The following is a 26,581-nucleotide window of genomic DNA, read 5'->3' as shown; positions in this document are numbered from 1 at the left end:
ATTGAAATCATTGAAATCATTGAAATCATTGAAATCATTGATTGAGGCTAACACACCTTGGGTCAGCAGGATCCAGAGAGTCGCTAACGGCTCAGACGTTAATCGCATTGGTAAACACCAACCGATTCCCGAACGGATCACTGATCGCCATGTCCTGGCTGCCCCAGGGCATGGCCTGGATCTGTGGGTGGGCGTAGCGGTATTGCTTGGCGAGCAATTGCTGCTGGAAGGCTTCCAGCTCATCGGTCTCGATCCGCAGCGCCGAGCCCGGCGTGCAATCGCCATGGTGCTCGGACAGGTGCAGCACGCAGTCCCCGCGGGAGACTTGCAGGTAGAGGGGAAAGTTGTCACCGAAGCGGTGTTGCCAGTCAACGGTAAAGCCCAGGAAGTCGACATAGAACGCCAACGCCTTGGCTTCATCGAAGATCCGCAGGATCGGGGTGGTTTTACCGAAGCTCATGGGGTGCTCCCTGGCTGAAAAGACCCAGTGTAGATGGGTTGACTCCAATGCTTCGGCTTTAAACCCGGCTTCTTTAGTGTCGCAATGCCATTATTGTGGCGCCAATTAACACACTATCAGCCACTTACACGCCATTCGATGGACCAAAGCCTCGACGCAGATCGCCTTCGCGCGCCAGGAAGCGCCCTTCCCGGCGGCCATTCGCCTGGCCGTCGCGATAGCTCAGGGCACCGTTGACCCACACACCCTCAATGCCTTCGGCCGCCCGCTGAGGCTCATTAAAATCGGCGACGTCGCGAATAGTGTGGGGATTGAACAACACCAGGTCCGCCCAATGGCCCTCACGGATTTCTCCTCGTTGCTTGAGGCCGAAACGCGCGGCGGAAAGGCCAGTCATTTTGTGCACGGCGGTGTGCAACGGAAAAAGCCCAATGTCTCGACTGAAATATCCCAGCACCCGTGGGAAAGCGCCCCACAAGCGAGGATGGGGAAACGGATCTTCGGGCAAACCGTCAGAGCCGACCATGGACAACGGGTGGGCGAGGATCCGTCGTACGTCGCCTTCATCCATGCCGTAGTACACCGCGCCAGCCGGTTGCAGGCGCCGCGCCGCCTCCAACAGCGACACCTCCCAATCGCGTGCGATGTCGATAAGGTCACGTCCGCCCATCGACGGGTGCGGTGTCGACCAGGTGATGGTGATGCGATGGGCATCGGTCACTTGCTTGAGGTCCAAGGTCGAGGAGCTGGCCGCGTAGGGGTAGCAGTCGCAACCGACCGGATGGGTTTTCGCCGCGTTTTCCAACGCCGCGAGCACCTGCGGGCTTCGTCCCCAATTGCCGGCGCCCGCGCATTTGAGGTGGGAAATGATCACCGGACTCTGCGCATGACGGCCGATCTGGAACGCCTCGTCCATGGCCTCGAGCACCGGTTCGAATTCGCTGCGCAGGTGGGTGGTGTAGACAGCGCCGAATGCGCTCAATTCTTCGGTCAGTTGCATGACTTCGTCGGTGGACGCTTCAAAGGCGTTGGCGTAGGCCAGGCCGGTGGACAACCCCAAGGCACCGGCCTCCAGACTTTCGCGCAATTGCCGACGCATGGCGGCGATTTCTCCTACCGAGGCCGTGCGCAACAAATCGTCCATGTGGTTGCTGCGCAACGCTGTGTGCCCGACCAACGCAGCCACGTTGACCGCTGGTGTCGCCGCTTCCACCGCTACGCGATAATCGGCAAAGCCTGGGTAGGCAAACGCCTGGGCCGTGCCGAGCAGGTTCATCGGGTCTGGCGGATCGCCCCGCAGGCTCACCGGCGCGGCGCTGATGCCGCAGTTGCCGACGATCACGGTGGTCACGCCCTGGCTGAGCTTGGGCAGCATCTGCGGTTGGCGAATGACCACTGTGTCGTCGTGGGTGTGCACATCGATGAAGCCTGGCGCCAGCACGCGGCCGGCGGCGTCGATGTCTTCCACGGCCTGGGCATCGCGCAGCTCGCCGATGCGTTCGATGCGACCGCCGTGGATCGCTACGTCGGCGTGGTAGCCGGGCGTGTCGCTGCCGTCGATGACTAGCGCATTGCGGATAAGCGTGTCGTACAGCATGTCAGTCTCCCAGCGGCAAATGATCGTCGCCACCGCGGTAATCGTCCAGGGCGAGTTTGACCCGCCGCAGGCGCTCTTGATTGTCTTCGGGATGGGCCAGCGCCAGCTCGGTGGCGAGCACGTCGATGGCCAGCAGCATCCCGTAGCGCGCCGCCGTGGGTTTGTAGATGAAGGAGGTCTCGGCGCTTTGCAGGGGCAGCACGCAATCGGCCACTTGGGCCAGTGGCGAGTCGGCGCGGGTGATGGCCAGGATCGCCGCACCGTAGCTGCGGGCCAGTTCAACCGCACTCAACAGCTCCGGCGTGATACCGGTCAGTGAGCAGGCGATGACCAGATGCTGGTCGCTCAGCGAGGTGGCGGTGATGCGCATCATCACCGGGTCGCGGGAGGCGGCAATCGGGTAGCCAAAACGCACCAGCCGCACTTGCAACTCCTCGCCGCACAGCGCCGACCAGCCACCCAGGCCGAACGCATGGATCATCCGTGCCTTGCCGATCATCCTCACGGCATCGCCAAACCGCGACTCTTCGAACCCTGACAGATGTTGGCGCAGGGTCGCTTCGATATCGCCGACGATCTGTCCATAAAACGCCGACTGCTCCGGCGCGCCGGCCGGGTCGAGGAAACGGCTGCCGACGCCGCTGGCCTGGGCCAGTTGCAGGCGTAGGTCTCGCAGGTCTCGGCAACCGACGGTGCGGGCGAAGCGCGACAAGGTGGCGCTGCTGACTTCCGCCCGTTGGGCCAGTTCATCGAGGCTGGCGGAGGCTGCGAAGCCTACGTCTTCGAGCATCAGCCGGGCGATTCTTCCTTCGCCGGCGCTGAAGGAATCCTGACGGGCACGGATCTGGTAGAGGATGTCCATGACGGCTCCTTGCAGTGGCGGTCAAAGCACGCGCGCAAGCCCGAGGGTCAGGGCGAACGCGACCAGGGATATCAGTGTTTCAAGCACCGTCCAGGTCTTGAAGGTCTGCGTGACGGTCATATTGAAGTATTCCTTGATCAGCCAGAAGCCGCCGTCGTTGACGTGGGAAAAGATAACCGACCCGGCGCCGGTCGCCAGCACCAGCAGCTCGGGATGGGGATAACCCAGGCCAATCGCCACCGGCGCGACGATGCCCGAGGCCGTGGTCATCGCCACCGTGGCCGAACCCGTGGCAACCCGCATTAGCGCAGCGAACAGCCAACCCATGACCAGCGGTGACAACTGGAATTCCTCGGCCAGGCCGACGATCTGCTGCGTGACCCCGGCGTCCACCAGGATCCGGTTCAAACCACCACCGGCGCCCACCAGCAAGGTGATGCTGGCGGTCGGCGCCAGGCATTCGTTGGTGAACTTGAGGATCGATTCGCGGTTGAATCCCTGGGCCAGGCCGAGGGTCCAGAAACTGAGGATGGTCGCCAACAGCAAGGCGATCACCGAGTTGCCGATGAACAGCAGGAACTGGTTGAAACCGCTGCCCGGCGTGGAGATGAGGTTGGCCCAGCCGCCGATCAACATCAGGATCACCGGCAGCAGGATGGTCCCCAATGTCACGCCGAAACCCGGCAGCTTGGCCCGCGGTTCACGGTCGAGGAATTGTCGCTCCAGCGGATTTTCGGCCGGCAGCTGGATGCGCGGCACGATGAATTTGGCGTACAGCGGGCCGGCGATAATCGCGGTGGGAATGCCGATCAGGATCGCGTACAGCAAGGTCTGCCCCACCGAAGCCTGGAACGCCTGCACCGCCAGCATCGCCGCCGGATGCGGCGGCACTAGCGCATGGACCACCGAAAGCCCGGCGACCATCGGCAGCCCCACCATCAGGATCGACACGCCCACACGCCGGGCGATAGTGAACGCGATGGGCACCAGCAGCACAAAACCGACCTCGAAGAACAACGGCAACCCCACGAGGAAGGCAATGCACACCATCGCCCAGTGGGCGTTGCGCTCGCCGAAACGTTCGATCAACGTCTGCGCCATGCGCTCGGCCCCGCCGGACTCGGCCATCATCTTGCCGAGCATGGTGCCCAGGGCCACCACCAGCGCGATGTGCCCCAGCGTCTTGCCGACACCCGCCTCGTACGCCCCCACCACACCCGACGGCGGCATCCCGGCCAGCAACGCCAGGCCAATGGAGACCAGGGTAATCACGATGAACGGATTGAGCCGGTAGCGCGCGATCAGGACGATCAGCGCGATGATAGCGATGGCCGCGTAGACCAATAGCCAATAACCGAAAGCAGGTGCCATGCGTTACTCCTCGAATGGGGTCACGTCGATGTGTTGTGAAACTCATAAATCATTTCGACGACGAATCTTCAAACCCGTTGAAAGTAATTTTCGCGCAGAGGTAAAACTTGTCGCTGACGGACAACGCGACACGGCGTTGATGAAAATTCAGCGCAAGATTTTCATCGTCCCTGTGGCGAGGGGATTTATCCCCGCTGGGCTGCGAAGCGGCCCTAAACCAACAGGCTCAGTTTTACTGACACAACGAGTTGCCTGGTTTGGGGCTGCTGCACAGCCCAACGGGGATAAATCCCCTCGCCACAGACGGCTGGCCGCCCCGCATTCAATTCCGTACCATCCGCACCTGCTTTTTGCACCACTCCCCGGCAGCCGACGGTCCACCGGCGCCCAGTCAGGTACATCATGAAACCAGCACGTCTTCGCGCCGACGCCCTCGCCGGCCTCACCACCTCTTTCGCCTTGCTCCCCGAGTGCATCGCCTTCGCCCTGGTGGCCCACCTCAATCCGCTGATGGGGCTGTACGGCGCGTTCATCCTCTGTACGCTGACCGCGTTATTCGGCGGTCGCCCCGGGATGGTGTCAGGCGCGGCGGGGTCGATGGCCGTGGTGATCGTCGCGCTGGTGGTGCAGCACGGGGTGCAGTACCTGTTGGCGACCGTGCTGCTGGGCGGGTTGATCATGATGGCGTTCGGGCTGTTGCGGCTGGGCAAGCTGGTGCGCATGGTGCCGCACCCGGTGATGCTTGGTTTCGTCAATGGCTTGGCCATTGTGATTGCGCTGGCGCAACTGGAGCATTTCAAGAATGACGGCGTCTGGCTGAGCGGCACCCCGCTCTATCTGATGGCCGGGCTGGTGGCGTTGACCATGGCCATCGTCTACCTGTTGCCGCGCCTGACCCGCAGCGTACCGCCGGCCTTGGTGGCGATCCTCGGCGTTGGCCTGGCGGTTTATCTGCTCGGTCTGCCGACCCGGACCCTGGGTGACATGGCCCACATTGCCGGCGGCTTGCCGACGTTTGCCCTGCCGGACATTCCCTGGAACCTGGAAACCCTGCAAATCGTCGCGCCCTATGCGGTGATCATGGCGATGGTCGGTTTGCTGGAAACCCTGCTGACCCTGAACCTGACCGATGAAATCACCGAGAGCCGCGGCTACCCGGATCGTGAGTGCGTGGCATTGGGCGCGGCCAACATGGCCTCTGGATTGCTGGGCGGCATGGGCGGTTGCGCCATGATCGGCCAGACGATGATCAACCTCAGTTCCGGCGGACGCGGGCGGTTATCGGGCGTGGTGGCCGGGGTGATGGTGTTGCTGTTCGTGTTGTTCCTGTCGCCGTTGATCGAGCGCATTCCGCTGGCGGCGTTGGTGGGCGTGATGTTCGTGGTGGCGCAGCAGACGTTCGCCTGGGCCTCGTTGCGGGTGGTCAACAAAGTGCCCGCCAACGATGTGCTGGTCATCATCGCAGTGACGGTCATCACGGTGTTCACCGACCTGGCCGTGGCCGTGCTCTGCGGGATCATCATCGCGGCGCTCAACTTCGCCTGGCAACAGGCCCGGGAGCTGTATGCCGACACCCATGAGGAGTCCGACGGCAGCAAGCTGTATCGCCTGCACGGCACGCTGTTTTTCGCCTCGTCGACGCCGTTTCTCAACCAGTTCGACCCGGCCAACGACCCGGCCCTGGTGACCCTCGATTGCCGTCACTTGCGCTTCGTCGACTACTCGGCCGTCGCCGCGCTCAAGACCTTGCGTGAGCGCTACAGCAAAGCGGGCAAGCACCTGCGCGTGTATCACCTGTCCGAGCGCTGCAAACAAATGCTCAAGCGCGCGGGCGTGCAGCACGACTGAAGCAACACCCACAGGGGGTTATAGGACTGATGAAGATAGAGTGATCACTGGCGATCAAATGTGGGAGCGGGCTTGCTCGCGAAAGCGGTGTGTCAGGCAACATTGGCGCAGACTGACACACCGCATTCGCGAGCAAGCCCGCTCCCACAGGTCCGATGTTTTACTGACGGATCACACCATTTCTTCAAGAATCCATTCCACCACCGACGTCCGCTTCGGTGCCCACCCCAGCCGCTCACGGGCGTTGTTGCCGCGCACACTCATTGCCCAAATCACTCATGCCTTGAAGTCACGAATCAACCCTTGAACTCCCGCGAGGCGTAGTCGGCGAGCTTGCCCTGGATGAAGTCCAGGAAACACTGGATCCGCAGGGCCAGTTGCGAATTGCGGTAGTACACCGCGTTGATCGGCTGGCGGTAGCCGCTGTTGGCATCGGCCAGCAGCACCTTCAGCCGGCCGGCGTGAATGTCGTCGCGGGTCATGAAGTCTGACAGGCAGGCAATGCCCTGTCCTTGCAGCGCCAAGTGACGCACGGTCTCGCCGCTGGACGCGCTGATGGCTGGCTGGATCGCCCAGCGATCACCGTGCGGGTGACGCAGCGGCCACTGGTTGAGGCCATCGTTCTGGGCAAACCCCAGCAGCGCATGCTCCGACAGTTCGGCAACGCTTGTGGGAGTGCCGTGCTGCTTCAAATAGGCCGGGCTGGCGAGGATGTGCAACGGGCTGCAACCCAGGGAGCGGGCGTGGAGCGTCGAGTCGATAAGGGTGCCGATGCGGATGGCGATGTCAGTGCTTTGCTCCAACAGGTCGATGATCAGGTCGTTGCTGTTGAGTTCGAGCTGGATGCCTGGGTAAAGGCGGCGGAATTCTTCGATGTGCGGCACGATGGCGTGCAGCATGAACGGCGAGGCCGCGTTGATCCGCAAGCGTCCTGAAGGATTTTTCTGGCGAGACGACAGGCGCTCTTCCAGCTCATCCATCTGGTCGAGGATGCCTTTGGCCTGTTCGAAGAAATACTTGCCCTCTTCGGTGAGGTCCATGCGCCGCGTGGTGCGGTTGATCAGCGTGGTATCGAGCTTGGCCTCCAGCCGCGACAACGTGCGGCTGACCGCCGACGGCGTCTGCCCGACTTGCTCGGCGGCGGCGGAGATGGATCCGCATTCAATCACGCAGACGAAAATCTGCAACTCGTCGGATCTGGCTTTCACAGACATCCTCTCGTGGAATGCACATCCGGTGTGAAGGATGCTTTTGTGGCGAGGGAGCTTGCTCCCGCTCGGCCGGGCCGGCGCTCCAGCGCGCAGCGGCCGCTTTTTGGGGGGGCTGCTGCGCAGCCCAGCGGGAGCAAGCTCACTCGCCACAGCAAGCTCACTCGCCACAGAAGCCCGCTCGCCTTGGGTGCAGGATTGCGTTCGGGTAAGTCCCGATAGTATCTGGATTACCGCGAAAGGCCGAACACCTCGATCAAATGCCGCTCATACCGCGCCACATCTTCTTCGATGTTCGGGCGCTTCATCACATCCACGCACAGGAAGGTCGGCAGGCCGGTCATGCCGAGGAATTGATTGGCCTTGTGGAACGGGAAGTACACCGCGTCCACACCCTTGGCTTCGAAGAAATCGCTCGGGTCGTCGAAGGCTTGCTGCGGGGCGTTCCAGGTCAGCGACAACATGTACTGCTTGCCTTGGATCAGGCCGCCGCTGCCGTATTTCTGTGAGGCATCGGAACGGGTCCGACCGTCACTGGCGTAGAGGCTGCCGTGGCCTTCGGTGAAGACTTCGTCGATGTACTTCTTCACGGTCCACGGCGCGCCCATCCACCAACCTGGCATCTGGTAAATGATCACGTCGGCCCAGAGGAACTTGGCGACTTCCTCCTGGAGGTCGTAGCCGCCATCGATGAAAGTGGTTTTCACATCAAACCCGCCACGGTCCAGCACGCTGAGCGCCGTCTCGTGGAGGGTGGCGTTGTAGCGACCGTCGGAATGGGCGAATTGTTTGCCGCCGTTGAGCAACAGGATTTTTTTCATGGTGAGCCTCATCGGGTTCCACGGCGGGGGCCGTTGGCTGGCCGCCGCATGGAAAGATTGAAATTGATGGCGGCAGAGTACCGACGAGCTTCGCGCGGAATAAGCACCGCAACGGCAAAAGTGATTTGACCTATACGCAAGAATGAACGGTCGATTGTTGCCGTAAGCTTCGGCACTTCTTTTATTTCAGGAGCCCTCTCCATGAGCGAACTGCACGGTTTCATCCTGCACGCCAAGACCCGCCCGGAAAAAGCCGAGGCCTTCGAGGCGCTGTTCCGCGCCTACGTCGAACCAAGCCGTGCCGAGCCCGGCTGCATCGAATATCACATGCTGCGGGACCAACAGGATCCAACGCTGTTTATCTTCTATGAGATCTGGGCATCCCAGGCACACCTGGAGGTGCATTCGAACCTGCCGCATATGAAGCAGTTCTTCGAGCGACGCATGGACTATCTGGAGCGCGACTTCGACATCCGTCGCGTCGACATGCTCAGCCCGTCCTCGGCTAGCCGCTGACCAGCAGATGGCCGCCGAGCACACCGAGGCCGATGAAAAATACCCGTTTGAACAACACGGCGCTGATCCGCTGGCGCAGCCATTGCCCCAGCCACATCCCCAGCAGCGCCGGGGCCAGCGCCAGCAACGAAGCGCTCAATTCGCCCCCGCCCAGCTCGCCGCGCCACAACAGGCCGGCGGCCAGGGCCAGGGTCGAAACGGTGAATGACAGGCCCAGGGCCTGCACCAGTTCATCCTTGCTCAAGCCCAGCGCTTGCAGATAAGGCACTGCCGGAATGACGAACACACCGGTAGCGGAAGTGACGAGGCCAGTCAGCAACCCGCAGAGCGGAGCGATCCACGGCTCGGCATCGGGACCGACCCGCAACGTTGGCAGCCACAGGCCGCTCAGCGCATACAGCAACAACGCCCCGCCCAAGGCCCGCACCACCCAGGCCCCGCCTGTCATGCCGATCCACAGCGTACCCAGCCCGGTGCCAATAAAAATCGCGAGTAACAGCGGCCACAAGCGCCGGATCAATGTTTGCAGATGGCCGCCGAACGCCAGTTGCCAAAGATTGGTCAGGGTCGCCGGAATGATCAGCAGCGCCGCAGCCTGCGCCGGCGCCATAGCCAGACCGAGCAAGCCCATGGAGATGGTCGGCAGGCCGAGGCCGATCACGCCCTTGATGGTGCCGGCCAGCAGGAAGGTGCCGATGACCAGTAAGGAAAGGGCCAGGCCTAGGTTTTGATAGAAAGCGATGAGTGTGTTCATGGGACTATCGTGCGCCCCGGGGCTTGGCTTGAAAATCTGCCATATACTGAGGGTGCCTCTCTTTCAGCAAGAGGCTGGAAATTTTGTGCATGCTACTGGCGCCTTCGCGAGCAAGCCCGCTCCCACAGTTTGAAATGCATTCTCCCTGTGGGAGCGGGCTTGCTCGCGAAGGCGGCACACCAAACACCGCAACACTTGAGACAGGATCACCAGCCCATGCACTTCGACCTCACCGACCTGCGCCTCTACCTGCACATCCTCGACACCGGCAACATCACCGCCGGTGCGGCCCGCAGCCACTTGTCCCTGGCCGCGGCCAGTGCGCGAGTCCGGGCCATGGAAGGGTCCCTGGGCATCGACCTGCTTGAACGCGGACGACGTGGCGTATCGCCCACGCCGGCTGGCAAGGCGTTGGCCGAACACGCCCGGCTCCTGCTGCAACAGGCCGAACGCCTGCAACAGGACCTGGCCGAATACGCCAAGGGGGTCAAAGGCCGGGTACGGCTGCTGTGCAACACCAGCGCCATGACCGAATACCTGCCCGAACTGCTGGCCGGCTTTCTCAAGACCCATCCCAACCTCGACATCGACTTGCAGGAGTTGCCCAGCTCACGGATCACCCATGCGCTGCGCGAGGGCGCGGCGGACCTGGGGATCGTTTCCGACGCGGTGGACACCGATGGCCTTCAGGCCTGGCCGTTTCGCGACGATCCGCTGGTATTGATCCTACCGAACGGACATCCCCTGGCTGACGGTCGAACCGTGCGTTTCAGCGAAACCCTCAGCCACGACTACGTCGGCCTGAACGCCGCCAGCGCCCTGGCGATCCACCTGGAAGAACAGGCCCTGCACATCGGCTCGCGCATGCAAATCCGCATTCGCGCCGAGGGTTTCGACGGGATGATTCGCATGGTGACCCATGGCGCAGGCATTGCCATCGTGCCGAAGGCGGCCGTCGATCGGCGACCGACCGAGCCATCGTATCAATGCGTCCCACTGCAAGAGGCCTGGACCCACCGGGCGCTGCTGCTGTGCGCCCGCAACTTCGAAGGTTTGCCCACCTACGCCAAGGCCCTGGCTCGGCATCTGGCCGATTGATGCGCGTTTCTGGATAGCCCGATGTCGACTACAGACATCTATCCGCCCATGCCGCGCGTTAGGGTGCCTGTTCTCTTCCGCCCCTTTCGGAGCTCACATGACTGCCCCCATCACCGTCCTGCGCGACACCCATCCGCTGCCCGTACTCGATGCCTGCAAATGGGAAAAACTCGAAGGCGACCCGCACACCGTCAACCTCAACGCCTACACCAGCGAAGACGGCAGCAAGATCATGGGCACCTGGATCTGCACACCGGGCAAATGGTATGTGGAATATGTGAAGTGGGAGTACTGCCATTTCCAGGAAGGCTACTGCATCATCACCCCAGAAGGTCTGGAGCCGATTCATCTGCGCGCCGGTGATATTTTCGTCATCGAACCCGGCATGAAAGGCACCTGGGAAGTGGTCGAGACCGTGCGTAAATATTTCGTCTTCGCCTGAAACAAAAAACCGAGAGACCACCCGACGTGGTCTCTCGGAAAACAACCGTGAAAACTTCACCGCTTCAGCACTGCCCTGTGGCGAGGGAGCTTGCTCCCGCTCGGTTGCGCAGCAACCGCCAACAAACAGGGCTGCTACGCAGCCCAGCGGGAGCAAGCTCCCTCGCCACAAAAGCCTCTCGATTCACAGGTTTATTGCGGCTTGCGATAGCTGTTCACAATCGCCGAAAAGTCCTTGCCGCCCTCGCCCCGCTGGCTCATCGCCTGGTACAACTGTTGCGCCACAGCCCCCAGCACCACCGGCTGATGGGCCTGCCGCGCGGCTTCGGTCGCCAGGCCCAGGTCCTTGAGCATCAGGTCGGCGCCAAAGCCACCCGTATAGCCTCGGGACGCCGGGGCCGTTTCGATCACACCCGGCCATGGGTTATAGGTGTCCGAACTCCAGCAGCGGCCCGTTGAGCTATTGATGATGCCGGCCAGCACTTGGGTGTCGATCCCCAAGGCATCGCCCAGGGCCATGGCTTCGCTGACGCCCACCATGGAAATTCCCAGCAGCAGGTTGTTGCAGATCTTGGCGATCTGCCCGGTACCGACTTCACCACAATGCACAATGTTACGACCCATTTGCGCCAGCACCGGCTGCAAGGTGGCAAACAACTCAGCCGTGGCGCCGACCATGAAGGTCAACGTGCCCGCCGCCGCGCCGCCAGTGCCGCCCGAGACCGGCGCGTCGGCCATCGCCACGCCTTGTTTCGCCGCGGCAGCCGCTACGTCACGGGCGGTTTGCGGATCGATGGTGCTGCAATCCACTGCCGGCGTGCCGGCGGCGATGCCGGCCAGCACACCGTCTTCACCCAGCCAGACACTGCGCACATGGGCGGCGGCCGGCAGCATGGTGATGACCAGTGCCGCGCCCTGGGCCGCGTCGCGCGGCGAGGCGCTGATGGTACCGCCCAATGCTGCCAGTTCGGCCAGTACCGCTTGGTTCAGGTCAAACAGGTTCAGCGAATGGCCGGCCTTGAGCAGGTTGCGCGCCATGGGGGCACCCATGTTGCCCAGGCCGATAAATGCGATGTTCATGTCCGGCTCCTTAACGCAAATTGATCGTGGTGTTCACACCGTCATTGACGCTGTCGTCATCGAACCAGCGCGCGGTCACGGTCTTGGTCTGAGTGTAGAACTGCACCACTTGTTTGCCGTACGGGCCGAGGTCGCCGAGTTTCGAACCGCGGGAACCGGTGAAGCTGAAGAACGGCACCGGCACCGGAATCGGGATGTTGATGCCCACCTGGCCGACGTCGATTTCGCTCTGGAATTTGCGCGCCGCCGCACCGCTCTGGGTGAACAGGCCCGTGCCGTTGCCGAATGGGTTGGCGTTGACCAGGGCAATCGCCTGGTCGAGGGTGTCGACTTCCAACACCACCAGCACCGGCCCGAAGATTTCTTCGGTGTAGATGCGCATGTCGGTGGTCACGCCGGAAAACAGGGTCGGACCGACAAAGTTGCCCTGCTCGAAGCCCGGCACGCTGATGCCACGGCCATCGAGCTCCAGCTTCGCCCCTTCCTTCACGCCACTCTCGATCAACTCGAGGATCCGCGCCTTGGCCCGCTTGGAAATCACCGGGCCGACATCCGTGCCCGGCTCGCTGCCGGCGTTGACCTTGAGCTTCTGCGCCAAGGCCTTGAGCTCCGGCAACCACTGCTTGGCCGCGCCCACCATCACCACCACGGAGGTGGCCATGCAACGTTGGCCCGCCGCGCCGAAACCAGCTCCCACCAAAGCATTGAGGGTTTGTTCACGATTGGCATCGGGCAGCACCACGGCGTGGTTCTTGGCGCCCATCATCGACTGCACGCGCTTGCCGTGGCGACCCGCCAGGTCATACACGTGGGTACCGACCGCCGTCGAGCCGACGAACGAAACCGCCTTGATGTCCTTGTGGGTGCAGAGCGCATCCACCACATCCTTGCCGCCGTGCACCACGTTGAGCACACCCGCCGGTACACCGGCCTCGATGGCCAGCTCCACCAGCAGCATGGTCGACAGCGGATCCTGTTCCGACGGCTTGAGCACGAACGTGTTGCCGCAGGCGATGGCCATCGGGAACATCCACAGCGGAATCATCGCCGGGAAGTTGAACGGCGTAATGCCCGCACACACGCCGATCGGCTGGCGCAGCGTGTAGGTGTCCACGCCACCGGCGACGTTCTCGGCGAACTCGCCCATTTGCAGGGTACCGATGGAGCAGGCGTGCTCGACCACTTCCAGGCCGCGGAAAATATCGCCCTCGGCGTCAGCGATGGTCTTGCCCTGTTCGGCGCTGAGCACTGCGGCGATGCGCTTGGAATGCTCGCGAATCAATGCCTGGAGCTTGAGCATGATGCGCATCCGCGCGCCGATGGGCGTCAGTTTCCAGGTCTGGAACGCACGCTGGGCAGCGGCAATGGCGGCATCGACTTCCGCGGCCGTGGCGAACGGAACCTTCGCCAACACCTGCTGGGTGGCCGGGTTGACGATGTCGTGCCATTCGCTGGATTGGGATTCGACCCACTCGCCATCGATCAGCAGTCTGACGGTTTGCAGGGTGGTATCGCTGGGCGTAAGGGAAACGTTCATGCTGGCCTCCGGGATTGTTCTTATGAGAGAGCGCTGGTTCAGCAAAGACCAAGGTGCGCGAGCACGGTTGGTGATGAGACGGTTTTTGGAGTATAGATGTGCAAACTTCTAATAAGAATGCACATAAAAGCCGGTCCATCATGCAAAAAAACATCACCTCCCTGGGGTCGCTGAATTGGGACGACCTCAAGTTTTTCCTCGAAGTGGCCCGCACCCGCAAGGCCAGCACGGCCGCCAAGCGCCTGGCCGTCGACTACACCACGGTGTCGCGACGCATCAGCTCGCTGGAAGCCTCGTTGGGCACGCTGCTGTTCGAGAAATCGCGGACCAACGGCTTTGTCCTGACGGCCGAAGGCCAGCGCCTGCTGGGTTATGCCGAATCGATCGAAAGCACTTTGCACATGGCCTGCGAGCAGGTCTCGGGCTCTGGCGTCGCGTTGTCCGGCCACGTGCGCATGGGCTGCACCGAAGGCTTTGGCAGCTTCTTCATCACCCCGCAGTTGAGCCACTTCGTCGATGCCTACCCAGCCATCTCGGTGGACATCCTGCCGCTGCCACACTTCATCAGCCTGTCCAAGCGCGAAGCCGACATCGTCATCGCCCTCGAACGTCCCGAACACGGCCCGTATGTATGCTGCAAATTGTGCGACTACCGGCTGCAGCTCTACGCCACCCAGTCTTACCTGGACAATCATCCACCGATCCAGCGCCCGGCCGACCTGGCCAGGCACTCATTCATCAGCTACGTGGATGACCTGGCGTTCAGTTCCGAGTTGCTCTACCTGGCCAACGTCCTGCCCGGCGCCAATGCCCACCTGCGCAGCACCAGCGTGATCGCGCAATTCGTGGCAGCGCAGCAAGGCCGCTCGCTCGCGATCCTGCCCTGCTTCCTCGCCGCCCAGGATCCACGGCTGTTGCCGGTGCTGCCGGAGGAAATCAACGTCACCCGGCAGTTCTGGATGTACTGCCGGGAGGACCTGCGCAAGCTCAAGCGAATTACGCTGTTGTGGGATTACATCCGCGAGGTGACTGAACAGAACCGGCCATTGCTGATGGGTGAGAGTCGGGAGATGGTATTCGCCGACTAGTCGGCGATGACCACGATGGCGACGCGGCGGTTTTCGGTGCGGCCGCTGGCGGTGTCGTTGGAGGCGACCGGTTTGCTGCTGCCCAGGCCACGCAATTGAACATTCTCTTCGCGCATGCCAACGCTGGTCAGCACCTTGCTCACGCTCGCGGCCCGACGCTTCGACAGTTCTTCGTTGTAGGCCTGTGAGCCCGATGCGTCGGTATGACCATCGACGCGTACCCGCTCGATGCCCGCCCCCAGCAGCGCCTTGCCGATGCGCTCGACGATTTCGGTACTGGCCGGATTGAGGTTTTCCACATCGCTGCCAAACAGCACCTTGCCCGACAAACCGAAGGCCCAGCCATCGTCGGTCAATTCGAAACCTTGCTGCTTGAGTACGGCAATCTGCGCCGGGGTCAGGCCTTTCGGCGGTGCCGTCTGGCAACCGCTCAGGGCCACGACGGCAAGCAGGAAAAGCGCCGCGAACCAGCGCAGGGAAAATGAGGGATATGAACGCACGAGTCAGCTCCTGGTTTGAAGATCAGCGACGGAGTGATCCGACCCCGCCGTATGTTGACCGCCTCGGGCGAGGCGTTTGGCTTGATACATGGCCGCATCGGCGGCGTGGAGCAGGGTGCCCGGTGTGGCACCATCATCGGGGTAAACGGCAATGCCAATACTGAGGGAGGTCAACACGGAGGCGTTGCCGGGCAATTGAATCGGCATTTCCATGCTGGCGATGATCTTTTCAGCGATCCGCTCGGCGTCCTCGGCCTTGTGCAAGGGCGCCAGCAGCACGGCGAATTCGTCGCCCCCCAAGCGCGCGACCAAGTCATCCTCGCGCAACTGCGCCCGGACCCGGGTCGCCACGGCCGTCAGCACCGCGTCGCCGGCGGCGTGGCCGAAATTGTCATTGATGCCCTTGAACCGATCACTGTCCAGGTACAGCACGGCCACTTGTTCATTGAGCTTGCTGGCATTGCGCAAGGCGCGAATCAGCCGGCCCTCGAAAAATGCCCGGTTCGGCAAGCCGGTCAAGCTGTCGTGGCTGGCCTGGTGGGCCAGGGTTTCGTTTTCGCTTTGCAGGTGGGTCTGCCAGGATTCCAGTTCATCGAGCAGTGCGTTGAAGTCATTGGCCAGATTATCCAGTTCGGCGATGGCGGCCGGCGGCACGCGTCGGTCCAAGGCTCGTTCACTGCGGGCCGCATGGGCCACCTCGGCCAGGCTGCGCAGCGGCCCGGTGATCGCCCGCAACTGCCGCCGCGCCAGGTAAAGCGCCACCCAGGCGCTCACCGCCGTGCACAGGATGATCCCCGCCAAACCGCTGAGCAAAAAGCGCAACAGGCTGCCGCCATGTCCCGCCAACACGATGCGACCGATGTTCTGCCCTTGGTGAACGATCGGCAGGCTGATGGGCTTTTCCAGGAATGCCTTGGCAATGTGCACTTCCAGTTCCGACAACAGGCCGGTTTGCGGGCGTTGCCAGCGCGCCAACAGACGGCCATGTTCATTGAACACCTCGGCATCGGCGACCTCCTCGGTGGAGGCGATCAAGGCCAGTGCCTCGGTGGCCGCGGCCGAATCATCGAAGACCACGGCGGCTTCCACGGTGTAGTTGATCGAACGAGCGATCAAGTGCAGGTTGTGATCCGCATAGACTCGCAGCGCCAACAACCCGAGCAAGGTCAGGGACACACTGGCCATGGAAATAGCCACCAATGCGACGATCAGATGACCGCGACCGATGACCGAGCCCAGGGTGGGACGGACCCTTGGTTTGCTCTGCTTCATGGGGTTGCGGACCTGCGGCGGGAAAGTTGCAGCACACTCGGATGGATGCGCACGCCACTGCGTGCCACGGAATCGAGGTTGACCTCGAAAGACACTTGTTCATCACCTACCCGCAGGCAGAACAGGCTACCCACGGTGCACTGGTCGCCGCCCTCACTGATGCTCAACACGGGCTTGCCGATCAAGGACGCAAACAGACGGGTGTGCTCATCGTTGGTCAGCCTGCCGACGTAGACCGCGTTGCACTCAATGGCGATATTGGGATGATCGGCCAACAACCGCTGCACAATTACCGGCCGCCCCGTGGCCTGGGTGGTGCCCTTGACCAGATCGTCGGTGTATTGGGTCGGCCCGACGATGCACAGTTGCAACTGGGTGGGTTCCACAGGCCAGCGGGCATAGCTGAGAATGCCCAAGACCACTTGGGTCACCGCTTCGGCCCGCTGTTCGGCCTGGGTCGTGGTGGCCTGCTCCTGGGCAACCGCGACAGGCAACAGCAGACACAAAAGGCCGGCAAGCAGAATATGCCCCCAGCCCTTGCTGCGCACTGCCTCCCCTACAGGCACTTCCATGGAAATCTCTTGATCCAGACGATAAGTGCCGGAACGATAGCACAGTGCCAAAAAGCCAGCGAGACAGCGTGTTACGTAGGCTGGGGAGCGGAACAGGCCAAGTTGCCACAAGGGCATGAATCCTTGAAAGCTGATGGTTCAGTCAGCCTGCTCCAACGCCAGCATCAAACCGCTCAAGCGCTTGACCTTGCGCCCGACCGCCTCTTCGAAGACCCCCGCCCGCGGTTCGATCAGGCTGAACCATTGCTTGCCCCGGGTAATGGCGGTGTACACCAATTCCTTGGTCAAGACCGGGTTGAGCGCATCTGGAAGGATCAACGCGGTATGGGTGAATTCCGAGCCCTGGGATTTGTGCACCGTCATGGCATACACGGTTTCCACGTCATTCAGGCGGCTGGGCAGGACGAAACGTACGCCGCCCTGGCCGTCATTGCGCGGGAAAGCGACCCGCAGGACCTGCTTGCCGGCATCCGGCCCGTCACGCTCGGGGAGCTTGAGGGCAATGCCGATATCACCGTTCATCAACCCCAGCCCATAGTCGTTACGGGTCATCAGTACCGGACGGCCTTCGTACCACTGGTGATCGCTATCGATAAGGCGGGCCTTGAGCAATGCGGCGGTGATTCGCTGGTTCAGTCCTTCGACGCCCCACGGGCCTTTGCGCACCGCGCAAAGCAATTGGAATTCGTCGAAGGCCGCCAGGACCTCACGGGCCCAATCGGCCCAGCAACGATCTTCCAATGGCTGAGAAATGGCCGGACGGCGCTGCCGCAGCAGGCTCAGGTAATGCCGATAACCCTTGGGTCCTTCTGGCTTGCCGTCGAGTAACAGTTTTTCCAGCTTCGTGTCGTGTTCACCCGCCAATTTCAAGGAAAACAAATCGACGTACTGCCCGTTATCCAATAATTGGCGGGCTTTCTCCGGCTGTTGCTGGTTGACCGAACGAGCGAGCTGACCGATCCCACTGCCTTCGCCGAAGCGCCGGGAATGCCTGAGCATGACCACTTGCTGTGCCAGGGGATGAGTGCCGTCGAGGTCTTGCAGCAGGTCACTGGCCGCCAGGTTTTCCCCACTGACCGACTCCAGCCAGGCACGGGTCTGGGGGCTGTACCAGCCGTCCTCGGCGTCTCGACACAAATCCCCCAGCACCGCACCGGCTTCCACCGAGGCCAACTGGTCCTTGTCCCCCAGCAATACCAACCGTGCATGGGCCGGCAGTGCATCCAGCAGATTGGCCATCATCTCCAGGTCGATCATCGACGCTTCATCGACCACCAGCACATCCAGCGGCAAGCGATTGCCTGCATGGTGACGAAAATGCCGAGTGCCGGGACGACTGCCCAGCAATCGATGGACCGTCGTGACGTCGCAGGGAATGCAGCCGCGCACAGCCTCATCCAGGGTTCGGACCTGCTGGCTGATGGACTCGGTCAGGCGCGCCGCCGCCTTGCCCGTGGGCGCAGCCAGGCGAATCCGCAGCGGCTTCCCGGCCTCGACGGCCGGAGCCTGCAACAGGGCCAGCAGACGCACAACGGTGGTGGTCTTGCCGGTGCCCGGGCCGCCGGTCACGATGCTGAAGGCTCCGCGGGTCGCTAGCGCGCAGGCCAGTTTCTGCCAATCGATCGGGCCGCTGGCGTTGGCCGGCCCGAACAGCCCGTCCAAACGCTCGCGCAGGTCACCGGGCGCCGCTTCCTGCTCGATCAACCGTTGGCGCAACGCCTCGTCGATCCGCCGTTCATACCCCCAGTAGCGACGCAGATAAAGACGTTTGCCAGACAGTACCAAGGGACGTTGCTGCGCCTCTTCGCTCTCGTCCACAGCCAAGGCCACCAGCCGACTGGACGCCAGGGCCTTGCACCAATGGGCGCCGTCGAGCGTCTGCAATATTTGCGAGGGCAGCAACATCGCGCCTGTCTGCGGATCACCCTCGGGGGGCAGCGACAGGGCAAAGTCCGGTTCCTTGAGGGTCTCGAATATATCCAAGCAAACGTGCCCGTGGCCCAACTGATGGCTGGTCAGCGCAGCGGCGAGCAGGACCAATGGATCATCGTCGGGCGCCAGTTCATGGAGGAACGCCACGAAGGCCTTGTCCAGGGCACGCAGCCAGCCGCGCTCGACCCAGCGCGTCAGCAACAACAGCAGGTCCTGTGCCCGGCTCAAGGGGGCCAGGTCAACCAGGCTTTCATCGTCGGACGCCTTGGGCAGCAGGTCGGCAAAGGAACGACTCATAGCAATTCTCCCTGTACCCACGCCGGCTCAGCCTTGGGCTCTGGCGCGCCCTGGAACAGCCGATCCAGCTGTTCGATCAAGGCCCGTGGCGGCTTGGTGAAATACACGCCCTGGCTTGTCGAGCGGGTCCCACGAAGGAACAGGTACAGCGCGCCGCCGACGTGCCGGTCGTAGTCATAATCGGGAAGCCGAGCCTTGAGCTGGCGATGCAGGGCCAACAGGTACAGCACGTATTGCAGGTCGTAGCGATGCTCCAGGATCGACTGTTCCATGGCCTGTACGGTGTAGGCCATGTCATCGACACCCAGCCAGTTGGACTTGTAATCGGCCACGTAATACCGGCCGTCGTGCTCGAACGTCAAATCGATGAACCCCTTGAACATGCCGTTGAGCAGCACCGGCTCCGCCGCGACGCGGGCGACACCGCCATGGGTGAACCGGCAAACCAGTTGATCGAGCTTTTGCACATCGACCTTGTGGCTGGCGAACCAGAACTCCATCTCGACCTGGAACCGGGTCAATTGTTCGAGCACCACCGGCGCCTGGTCGCTGCCGACGGGCATGGGCATTTTGATCAAGTGCTGCAGCCAGTCGCTCAGCGTGGAGATCCAGCCTTTCCAACCTCGGCGATTGCAGCGTCGGGCAATGGCATCCTCGATATCTGCCGGCGCGGATGAAAATCCTTCCCCGGCAGCCCACTCCAGCAAGCCATGGAGGAAAGTGCCGGGACCGGGGCCGCGGGGAAAACGGTGTATGTCGCCACCGACGGCGATGGTCTCCCTGGGCGCGTCCGGGTCAAGACGCTCATCGTCGAACAGTTTCTGGGCCTGTGGATTCTCCGGCGCGGTATCGCTGCCTTCGCTCAGGCTTTCGCCGATGCGCAAGGCGCTGTAGGAGGCGATCCACCAATTTTCGCTGGCTTTTCGCAAGGGCACCAAGGGCTCGAGTAACACCGCGTCGTTGCGTGGCGGTCGATAGTGCTCGTCAGTAGCTTCGGGCATGGGCTGGCAGTTCACCGCGACGCTGCCGTGTTGCAGGTCTTCCAGCCAACGCCTCAGCTCCACCGAATCGGTCAACGGCGCACCACCGCCCAATAGATAACCCAGCGCGGACACATGCAGGATCGAGCTGTTGTTATTGCCCCGCTTGAGGTCCGCGACACCCAGCCAGCAGGCATGTTGTGCGCGGGTCAGTGCCACGTAGAGCAGCCGCAGATCCTCCGCCAGTCGCTCGTCATCGGCCTTGGCGATCAATTCGGCGGTGGGCTTGAGGCTGATCTGCGCCTTGTTGGCCTCGTCGTGGTAATGCAACGGCAATCGACTGCCATCCACCGGTTTCGTCGAGCAGATGAAGGGCAGGAAAACCAACGGATATTCAAGCCCCTTGGACTTGTGGATCGTGACCACCTTGACCAACTGCTCATCGCTTTCCAGGCGCAGGATCTGCTCTTCTCCCGCCTGTCCGGACAAGGCCAGGTGCTCGGACAAATGCCGGATCAAGGCTTGTTCGCCATCCAGCTCGCCAGCGGCCTGCTGCAACAGTTCGCAAAGGTGCAGCAAGTTGGTCAGCACCCGCTCGCCATCGCTGCGCGTCATCAGGGCCTGGGGCAATTCGAAATCATGCAGCAAGCGCCGCAACATCGGCAGCACGCCCTGGCTGCGCCAGACTGTGCGATAACCGCGAAACTGCATGACCCGGGCTTCCCAGGCCAGTTCATCCTGATTGAGACGCTCCAGCTCCGTCAGCGGCAGGTTCAACGTGATGCTGGCCAGCGCTGCCCGTAGCGGTCGCTCCACATCCGGCTCGGCGCAGGCCTTGAGCCAGGTCAGCAAATCCCGCGCCTCTTGCGAAGCAAAGACCGAATCCTTGTCGGAGAGATAGACACTGCGCACGCCCCGCGTGGACAACTCGTCGCGCACGGCCTGCGCCTCTTTACCGTCGCGCACCAGGATAGCGATATCCGCCGGGCGCAACCCGCGCAGCGTTTCGCCATCGACGGTGAAGCCGTCGCGCCCCGACTGCCCACCGTTGAGCAATGCCGTGATTTCACTGGCGCAGGCGGCTGCCATGGATTGCCGATACACCGCACCGGAGAGCGGCTGGTCCGACGACAGGTGCCAGATGTTCAGTGCCGCAACGGTGTGTCCTGCCATCTGCAGGGACTCGTTGCGCCCCTGGGACTCAACGGACAGGAACGGCACCGGGTTCTCGCCCGAAGGCTCACGGAACAGAAAAGCCCCACGCCCCTTCGGGCGGGACTCGGCCTTCTGGAAAATATGGTTGACCGCCCCCACCATGGCATGGCTGGAACGGAAGTTCGTGCCCAGCGTATGCAACCTGCCGGCCGTGGCCTCGCGAGCACGCAGGTAGGTGTAGATGTCGGCACCGCGAAAGGCGTAGATCGCTTGCTTCGGATCGCCGATCAGGAAAAGTCCGGTCCCGGGGTCGTTGTCTTCAATACGGTAGATACTTTCGAAGATCCGGTACTGAACCGGGTCGGTATCCTGGAACTCATCGATCAGCGCCACCGGAAACTGCTCGCGGATCAGGCTCGCCAGGCGCTCGCCCCCGTCGGCCTGCAACGCCGCGTCGAGACGCAGCAGCATATCGTCGAAACCCATTTCGGCGCGGCGACGTTTCTCCGCTTCGAAACGCGCCCCGACCCATTGCGCGGCATGCTGCAGCACGGCGGCATCAGGTGTGGGCAACGCATCCAGGCTGGCCTTGAGACCGGCCATGGCCTCCAGCCCGGGATGGTTGGGCACTTCGCCTTTCCAGGCTTCGGCCATGCCCTCGGGCGTCAGGCGCGTGAACCCGGTGCCGATATCCAGCAGCTCATGGCTTTCGTCATCGACCCAGGCGGTGATTTTCTGAAACCACGGCTCGAAGTAACGCGCCTGCATCTTGCGTCCATCAACAGACTTGCTGGCGACGCCTTGCTGGCAGATCTCCAACAGCTCCACTGCCCATTGCCGCCACGGCGCCTTGAGATCGAGCAAGGCGGCACTACGCTCCTGCAACGAGGCGGCGATTAGCTCGGCAGGCTCAAGCCCGTCAGCGTTGCCAGGCTCGCTGGAAAACAACCCCCTCACCCGTGGCAACAGCGCCGCTGGACCTCCCCAATGGGTACGCACCCAATTCAGCGCCTCGCCTTGCATCGAATAGCAGAACAACCGCCAATAATCGCGCAATACCTCGCCCAGCAATTCGCTGTGGTCGGTTTCCAGGGTCTGGGTGAACAGGCTGCCGCTGTCGAAGGCATGCTCACGCAACATGCGCTGGCACCAGCTATGGATGGTCGAGACGGCCGCTTCGTCCATCCACTGCGCGGCGATGTCCAGTCGATTCGCACAGCCAGGCCATTGCTCAGCACTGAATTCATCGCGCAATGCGCCGATCAGTAAATCCGGAGCTGGAATCTCATCGCGAAAGAAACGTGCGGCTTCGGCCAGACGGGTGCGAATTCGTTCACGCAACTCCTTGGTGGCGGCGTCCGTAAAGGTCACGACCAGGATTTGCGGCGGAAGCAGTTCGCGGCCAAAACCGGACGCCGAACCGCCGTGCCCTAACACCAGGCGCAGGTACAGCGCCGAAATGGTGAAGGTCTTGCCGGTACCGGCGCTGGCCTCGATCAGTTGGCTACCCCGCAGCGGGAAAGCCAGGGCCAATGGTGCCTGCTGACTCATGAACGGGCCTCCTCGCTGACCAATGAACGCCACGGGGCTTCGAGCAATGGTCGGTAAAGCGCATCGCACCAGTCGGGGAATGTTTCGTCAGCCATCAAGCCTGCGAAATCAGGAAACTGTCGAGCCAAGGCCGGGTTTTCCCGCCGCTCGCCCTCGAACGTCTGTCCGTCGCCCTCATAGGCTTTGCGCGCCGCGGCTTCGGCCTTGAGCAGATCACTCTGGCCGAGCCAGGCGAACGCCGTCTTCACCGCGATCGGTAGCGGCTGGCGCATACCGGCCTGCCAAGCCTGCAATAGGTCGCCAAGCATTTTTTGTGCGACGGGCTCTTCAAAAGGTGACAACAGCAAGCTGTCATCACTGGCCACCAGCGCCGTGGTCAACGACAAGCCGTTAGCGCAGGCCACGAGATGATTGACCCAGGGCCGTATCAGGCGATGCCACTTGCGGGTCTTGGTGGAGCCGATGCTGTTGGGTATGGCGGTGATGGCGAGAACCGAACCGTCGGAGCGTTGGTGCAGGCCACTGAGCCACCCTTCGACACTCACTCCCTGCAATTGCAGGCTGACCGGCACAGCACTGGTCAGCGGTGTGGGCCACAACGCCAGAAGCTGTTGGTAGCGCTGGAGCAGATCCGGCAAGGGTTCGATCAATTCGCGCTGCATGCACTCACCGAACCCGGCCATCGGCAACAGCCCGCTGTTCTGGAGCCTCTGGGCATGGGCGGCCAAGGCCAGGTCCGGCTGGTCCAGGCGTATCAGGGCGGCCTCGAGCAGGCTGTCGCTCAGGGTGTAGCGTTGCAGCGCGTCGAGCACGAAAGGTTCGTCATCGGCCAGGGGGGCCTCGATGGCGTCGAAGAACACTTTCAGCCGCTGGCTGAAGAAATGGCGGACGGGGTTGCGCAGGAAGTCCTGCAACTGACCGAGGCCCAAGGGCTCCTCCTGGACGTAGGGTTCCAGCACCTGGGTTTTGTCAGTGTCATCGGAGATGTCGTGGAGCATTCGCCATTCGCTCGCGTAACTGAACAGCTCGTCTCCTTGATGGAAATAACGAGCGCTGAACGGTTGCAGCGGATGCTCCTGAGTCAGGGCATCGAGGAGAGGCTTGCTGTCATCGGCCAACCGCCAGCCATTGGCGAGGTGATCGCGCAGTTGGCCGATCAATACCGATGCCGGCCGCTCGCTGTTATCGCGGATACTGCGTCCCACCCAACTGATATAGAGCTTTTCCCGGGCCGAGAGCAGCGCTTCCAACAACAGGTAACGGTCGTCCTCACGGCGAGAACGATCGCCCGGGCGATAATCGCCGCCCATCAGATCGAAATCCAAAGGCGGTTGGGCTCTTGGGTAATCACCATCATTCATCCCCAGCAGGCACACCAGCTTGAAGGGGATCGCACGCATTGGCATCAAGGTGCAGAAATTGACGGCTCCGGCCAGGAAGCGTTGGGACAGTCGCCCTTGATCCAGCCCGGCCAACCACGCTTCACGTACCACCGTCAGCGGCAGTTCATCGTGCAGCCCTACCGACTCACAGGTTTCCAGCCAGGTTTCACGCAAGTCCTCGAGTTGCGCCAGCAGATAGTCGTCATGCTCGTTACTCGCCTGGAAGAATAACTGCATCAGATCGTGCAGACGCGAACCCCATTGCTGCGGCGAGGCTGGCTGGGTGAGTTCCTGGTGGGCGACTTCCAAGGCATCCAGCAAAGCAACCAGCGGACCGATCAGCGCCGCGTCCAGGCCACCGATCTCGTCATAGGGCTCGATGCCGTCATAGGCCTGCGAGCTGCCGACAGCGTACCCCAGCAACATGCGCCGCAAGCCGAAATGCCAGCTGTTCTGCTCAAGCTCAGCGGGCAAGCCCAACCCGGCGCGGTGTTCGGCACTCATTCCCCAGCGAATTCCCGCCCCTTCGATCCAGCGATGCAATGTCGGCAGGTCGGCCTCATCAATACCAAACCGTTCGCGCAACGCCGGGACATCCAGCAGATCGAGGATTTCGCTGACTGGGAAACGACTGTCCGGCAGCTTGAGCAAATGCTCGACGGCGATCAGCAGTGGATCACGTCCGCGCTGGCCCTGGTCGGTCAGCGTGAATGGAATGAAACGCGGGTCACTTCTGTCGAGCTGGCCGAACACCGCGCGAATGTGTGGCGCATAGCTGTCGATGTCCGGGACCATGACGATGATATCCCGTGGGCGCAATGTCGGATCCGCACTGAAATGGGCCAGCAACTGGTCATGGAGAATTTCCACTTCACGCTGGGCGCCGTGGGCCACATGAAAACGGATCGAGCCGTCTCGTTCCGTGTCGACGACGGGCCAGTGCTCCCGTGTTTCATTCAAGGGGCGGAGTTCCAGGATGTCATCCTGCAACTGGCTGAGAAGGGTCGTCGCGGTCCCGTCAGTGAACAGGTCGATGCGCCCATCGCGAAATACCGCGCGATAGCTGTTGGGGTCATCGTAGCTGTCGAGCAGGTTGATATAGTCGCGCCCCTGCTTGCCCCAGGCGGCCAATAACGGATGGGCATGTTGATGCAGGATTTGTGGATCGAGGACGGCGGGCATGCCGGTCTTGCGTGCTTGGCGCTTGTATTGATGACGTAGCAAGTCCTTGTCGGCAACGATGTCCGCCCAATGGTGGCGACACGGGTTATGCACGCAGAGTAGAACCTGGCTGAACCGGGAAAGACCGGCGAGCGCCTCGAGGACTTGGGCAGGCAACGAGGAAATACCGAACACGATGACTCGCGCGGGCAAGCCTTTCGGAGCTGCTTCCAGGTTGGTGATACGTTCGATATAGCGCTGGTGGACGCCTGCGCGGCTTTGCGCCATGCCTTGTTCCCCCACATCCAGCAACAAGGCTCGCCACAGTTCCGCTTGCCAGCAATTCGCCGGCGCGAGCGGCTTGATTTCACCTCGGACATTTCGAGTCTGGTGTCGACCCTCAGCCCAGTCCTCAAGCCAGTCGGCCCGGTACACCTGGTATTGGTCGAACAGATCGGCAAGGCGCTCGGACAGTTGATAGCGCTTGCGCAAGTCGGTGTCGTGGGTAAGGAATCGTCGTAGAGGTTCGAAATGCGGCTGCTCGATCAGCTGCGGCAGCAGGCGCATCAGGCGCCAGGTTAGCGGAGCCTTGTCCAGCAGCGACTTGGCCGGAATCTCATCACGCCCCAGGACCATTCGATAGAGCTGCCACATGAAGCTGCCTGGCAGTTGCACATCAATAGCCGCCGCGATACCGCAGCCGCCAGAATCATCATCTTCCGGGTCTTCAGCCAGTGCGAGCTTGAGCCATTGGGCAATACCATTGCTCTGTACCAGCGCGATTTCATTTTCAAGGGGAGCCAGCGGATAGCGCCGCATCAGGCTGATCACCAGGCTGCGCAATTCATCAAGGCGATTCCCGTGAACCACCATGAAAGCAGGGCTGAGGGACGTTGCGTCCGGCATGAAAGGCATCCTTGAAAATGCAAAAGCTAGGGCAGAACCTTAGCACTGTCGGGGGACTGTGACAGCCGGGAGCAGTCCGAGCTTGTCGTAAGAACTTTCCTGCGGGCAAAACAAAACCCCTACCTGCATCAGCAGATAGGGGTTTCGGAATTTAATCTTGACGATGACCTACTCTCACATGGGGAAACCCCA

General features: G+C 62.1%; 20 protein-coding genes. 5 read left to right on the top strand and 15 right to left on the bottom strand.

From position 1 onward, the window contains the following. Positions 1-91: 91 nt before the first annotated feature. From HU767_RS22030 to HU767_RS22015, 4 genes are all read right to left on the bottom strand, one after another. Entirely contained in the window at positions 92-460 is a 369-nt protein-coding gene (locus tag HU767_RS22030; protein ID WP_186730460.1) for a glyoxalase superfamily protein, read from the bottom strand. A 124-nt stretch (positions 461-584) separates the two neighbouring features. Next, entirely contained in the window at positions 585-2,057 is a 1,473-nt protein-coding gene (locus HU767_RS22025; protein ID WP_186730459.1) for a D-aminoacylase, read from the bottom strand. A gap of 1 nt (position 2,058) precedes the next feature. After that, complete coding sequence (locus HU767_RS22020; RefSeq protein WP_186730458.1) at positions 2,059-2,919, bottom strand: MurR/RpiR family transcriptional regulator; 861 nt, start codon at positions 2,917-2,919, stop codon at positions 2,059-2,061. Between the two features lie 21 nt (positions 2,920-2,940). Next, positions 2,941-4,290, bottom strand: coding sequence for a gluconate:H+ symporter (locus HU767_RS22015; RefSeq protein WP_186705939.1), 1,350 nt, complete (start codon positions 4,288-4,290; stop codon positions 2,941-2,943). Positions 4,291-4,692: 402 nt separating this feature from the next. On the opposite strand from HU767_RS22015, the gene HU767_RS22010 reads away from it, so the two are divergent. Beyond that, positions 4,693-6,138, top strand: a complete 1,446-nt coding sequence (locus HU767_RS22010) for a SulP family inorganic anion transporter (RefSeq protein WP_186705938.1) — start codon at positions 4,693-4,695, stop codon at positions 6,136-6,138. Between the two features lie 296 nt (positions 6,139-6,434). Here HU767_RS22010 and HU767_RS22005 read toward each other — a convergent pair whose 3' ends face one another. Together HU767_RS22005 and HU767_RS22000 are read right to left on the bottom strand one after the other, a co-directional pair. Continuing rightward, on the bottom strand, positions 6,435-7,346 hold the full coding sequence (locus tag HU767_RS22005) for a LysR family transcriptional regulator (protein ID WP_186705937.1): 912 nt from the start codon (positions 7,344-7,346) through the stop codon (positions 6,435-6,437). A 230-nt stretch (positions 7,347-7,576) separates the two neighbouring features. Beyond that, a complete protein-coding gene (locus HU767_RS22000) occupies positions 7,577-8,167 on the bottom strand; it encodes an NAD(P)H-dependent oxidoreductase (RefSeq protein ID WP_186705936.1) in 591 nt (196 codons plus the stop codon). A gap of 201 nt (positions 8,168-8,368) precedes the next feature. Between HU767_RS22000 and HU767_RS21995 the strand changes: the two genes are divergently transcribed. Further along, complete coding sequence (locus HU767_RS21995; RefSeq protein WP_186705935.1) at positions 8,369-8,683, top strand: putative quinol monooxygenase; 315 nt, start codon at positions 8,369-8,371, stop codon at positions 8,681-8,683. On the opposite strand, the gene HU767_RS21990 is transcribed toward HU767_RS21995, so the two are convergent. Beyond that, positions 8,673-9,437 (bottom strand): sulfite exporter TauE/SafE family protein, encoded by a 765-nt coding sequence (locus tag HU767_RS21990; protein ID WP_186730457.1) that lies wholly within the window; start codon positions 9,435-9,437, stop codon positions 8,673-8,675. The two genes, HU767_RS21995 and HU767_RS21990, sit on opposite strands and share 11 nt — an antisense overlap. 216 nt (positions 9,438-9,653) lie before the next feature. Between HU767_RS21990 and HU767_RS21985 the strand changes: the two genes are divergently transcribed. Together HU767_RS21985 and HU767_RS21980 are read left to right on the top strand one after the other, a co-directional pair. Further along, complete coding sequence (locus HU767_RS21985; protein ID WP_186730456.1) at positions 9,654-10,535, top strand: LysR substrate-binding domain-containing protein; 882 nt, start codon at positions 9,654-9,656, stop codon at positions 10,533-10,535. 97 nt (positions 10,536-10,632) lie between these two features. Beyond that, the gene (locus tag HU767_RS21980) at positions 10,633-10,977 is read left to right on the top strand and encodes a cupin domain-containing protein (RefSeq protein ID WP_060739285.1); all 345 of its coding nucleotides are present in this window, start codon (positions 10,633-10,635) and stop codon (positions 10,975-10,977) included. Between the two features lie 191 nt (positions 10,978-11,168). Here HU767_RS21980 and mmsB read toward each other — a convergent pair whose 3' ends face one another. Next, on the bottom strand, positions 11,169-12,056 hold the full coding sequence (gene mmsB / locus HU767_RS21975) for a 3-hydroxyisobutyrate dehydrogenase (protein ID WP_053118202.1): 888 nt from the start codon (positions 12,054-12,056) through the stop codon (positions 11,169-11,171). Positions 12,057-12,066: 10 nt separating this feature from the next. Further along, the gene (locus HU767_RS21970) at positions 12,067-13,593 is read right to left on the bottom strand and encodes a CoA-acylating methylmalonate-semialdehyde dehydrogenase (RefSeq protein WP_186705932.1); all 1,527 of its coding nucleotides are present in this window, start codon (positions 13,591-13,593) and stop codon (positions 12,067-12,069) included. Positions 13,594-13,733: 140 nt separating this feature from the next. Here HU767_RS21970 and HU767_RS21965 point away from each other — a divergent pair, with 140 nt between their 5' ends. Then, positions 13,734-14,681: a LysR family transcriptional regulator gene (locus HU767_RS21965; protein ID WP_186730455.1), complete on the top strand. Its 948-nt coding sequence runs from the start codon at positions 13,734-13,736 to the stop codon at positions 14,679-14,681. On the opposite strand, the gene HU767_RS21960 is transcribed toward HU767_RS21965, so the two are convergent. The 6 genes from HU767_RS21960 to recC all read right to left on the bottom strand — a co-directional run bounded on the left by HU767_RS21960 (position 14,678) and on the right by recC (position 26,389). Continuing rightward, complete coding sequence (locus HU767_RS21960; RefSeq protein ID WP_186705930.1) at positions 14,678-15,181, bottom strand: OmpA family protein; 504 nt, start codon at positions 15,179-15,181, stop codon at positions 14,678-14,680. The genes HU767_RS21965 and HU767_RS21960 overlap by 4 nt on opposite strands. 3 nt (positions 15,182-15,184) lie before the next feature. Continuing rightward, positions 15,185-16,453 (bottom strand): diguanylate cyclase, encoded by a 1,269-nt coding sequence (locus tag HU767_RS21955; RefSeq protein ID WP_186730454.1) that lies wholly within the window; start codon positions 16,451-16,453, stop codon positions 15,185-15,187. Continuing rightward, the gene (locus HU767_RS21950) at positions 16,450-17,025 is read right to left on the bottom strand and encodes a YfiR family protein (RefSeq protein ID WP_186730453.1); all 576 of its coding nucleotides are present in this window, start codon (positions 17,023-17,025) and stop codon (positions 16,450-16,452) included. The genes HU767_RS21955 and HU767_RS21950 overlap by 4 nt, the downstream gene beginning before the upstream one ends. Before the next feature lie 138 nt (positions 17,026-17,163). Further along, positions 17,164-19,254, bottom strand: coding sequence for an exodeoxyribonuclease V subunit alpha (recD, locus tag HU767_RS21945; protein WP_186730452.1), 2,091 nt, complete (start codon positions 19,252-19,254; stop codon positions 17,164-17,166). Further along, positions 19,251-22,940 (bottom strand): exodeoxyribonuclease V subunit beta, encoded by a 3,690-nt coding sequence (gene recB, locus HU767_RS21940; RefSeq protein ID WP_186730451.1) that lies wholly within the window; start codon positions 22,938-22,940, stop codon positions 19,251-19,253. The genes recD and recB overlap by 4 nt, the downstream gene beginning before the upstream one ends. Then, the gene (gene recC / locus HU767_RS21935; protein WP_186730450.1) at positions 22,937-26,389 is read right to left on the bottom strand and encodes an exodeoxyribonuclease V subunit gamma; all 3,453 of its coding nucleotides are present in this window, start codon (positions 26,387-26,389) and stop codon (positions 22,937-22,939) included. Before recC ends, recB begins: the two co-directional genes overlap by 4 nt. Positions 26,390-26,581: the final 192 nt, after the last annotated feature.

This window comes from Pseudomonas sp. SWRI179, assembly GCF_014268705.1.
GTDB lineage: Bacteria > Pseudomonadota > Gammaproteobacteria > Pseudomonadales > Pseudomonadaceae > Aquipseudomonas > Aquipseudomonas zanjanensis.
Note: the sequence above shows the minus strand (reverse complement) of the source record. Positions and strands in the feature narration are given on the sequence as shown.

Bases quoted from the DNA above. Each gene is read 5' to 3' on its own strand.
- HU767_RS21970 (WP_186705932.1), bottom strand. From the start codon at position 13,593: ATGAACGTTTCCCTTACGCCCAGCGATACCACCCTGCAAACCGTCAGA.
- HU767_RS22010 (WP_186705938.1), top strand. From the start codon at position 4,693: ATGAAACCAGCACGTCTTCGCGCCGACGCCCTCGCCGGCCTCACCACC.
- HU767_RS21980 (WP_060739285.1), top strand. From the start codon at position 10,633: ATGACTGCCCCCATCACCGTCCTGCGCGACACCCATCCGCTGCCCGTA.
- HU767_RS21995 (WP_186705935.1), top strand. From the start codon at position 8,369: ATGAGCGAACTGCACGGTTTCATCCTGCACGCCAAGACCCGCCCGGAA.
- HU767_RS21990 (WP_186730457.1), bottom strand. From the start codon at position 9,437: ATGAACACACTCATCGCTTTCTATCAAAACCTAGGCCTGGCCCTTTCC.
- mmsB (WP_053118202.1), bottom strand. From the start codon at position 12,056: ATGAACATCGCATTTATCGGCCTGGGCAACATGGGTGCCCCCATGGCG.
- HU767_RS22000 (WP_186705936.1), bottom strand. From the start codon at position 8,167: ATGAAAAAAATCCTGTTGCTCAACGGCGGCAAACAATTCGCCCATTCC.
- HU767_RS21950 (WP_186730453.1), bottom strand. From the start codon at position 17,025: ATGGAAGTGCCTGTAGGGGAGGCAGTGCGCAGCAAGGGCTGGGGGCAT.
- recB (WP_186730451.1), bottom strand. From the start codon at position 22,940: ATGAGTCAGCAGGCACCATTGGCCCTGGCTTTCCCGCTGCGGGGTAGC.
- HU767_RS21985 (WP_186730456.1), top strand. From the start codon at position 9,654: ATGCACTTCGACCTCACCGACCTGCGCCTCTACCTGCACATCCTCGAC.
- recC (WP_186730450.1), bottom strand. From the start codon at position 26,389: ATGCCGGACGCAACGTCCCTCAGCCCTGCTTTCATGGTGGTTCACGGG.
- HU767_RS21965 (WP_186730455.1), top strand. From the start codon at position 13,734: ATGCAAAAAAACATCACCTCCCTGGGGTCGCTGAATTGGGACGACCTC.
- HU767_RS21955 (WP_186730454.1), bottom strand. From the start codon at position 16,453: ATGAAGCAGAGCAAACCAAGGGTCCGTCCCACCCTGGGCTCGGTCATC.
- HU767_RS22020 (WP_186730458.1), bottom strand. From the start codon at position 2,919: ATGGACATCCTCTACCAGATCCGTGCCCGTCAGGATTCCTTCAGCGCC.
- HU767_RS22015 (WP_186705939.1), bottom strand. From the start codon at position 4,290: ATGGCACCTGCTTTCGGTTATTGGCTATTGGTCTACGCGGCCATCGCT.
- HU767_RS22025 (WP_186730459.1), bottom strand. From the start codon at position 2,057: ATGCTGTACGACACGCTTATCCGCAATGCGCTAGTCATCGACGGCAGC.
- recD (WP_186730452.1), bottom strand. From the start codon at position 19,254: ATGAGTCGTTCCTTTGCCGACCTGCTGCCCAAGGCGTCCGACGATGAA.
- HU767_RS22030 (WP_186730460.1), bottom strand. From the start codon at position 460: ATGAGCTTCGGTAAAACCACCCCGATCCTGCGGATCTTCGATGAAGCC.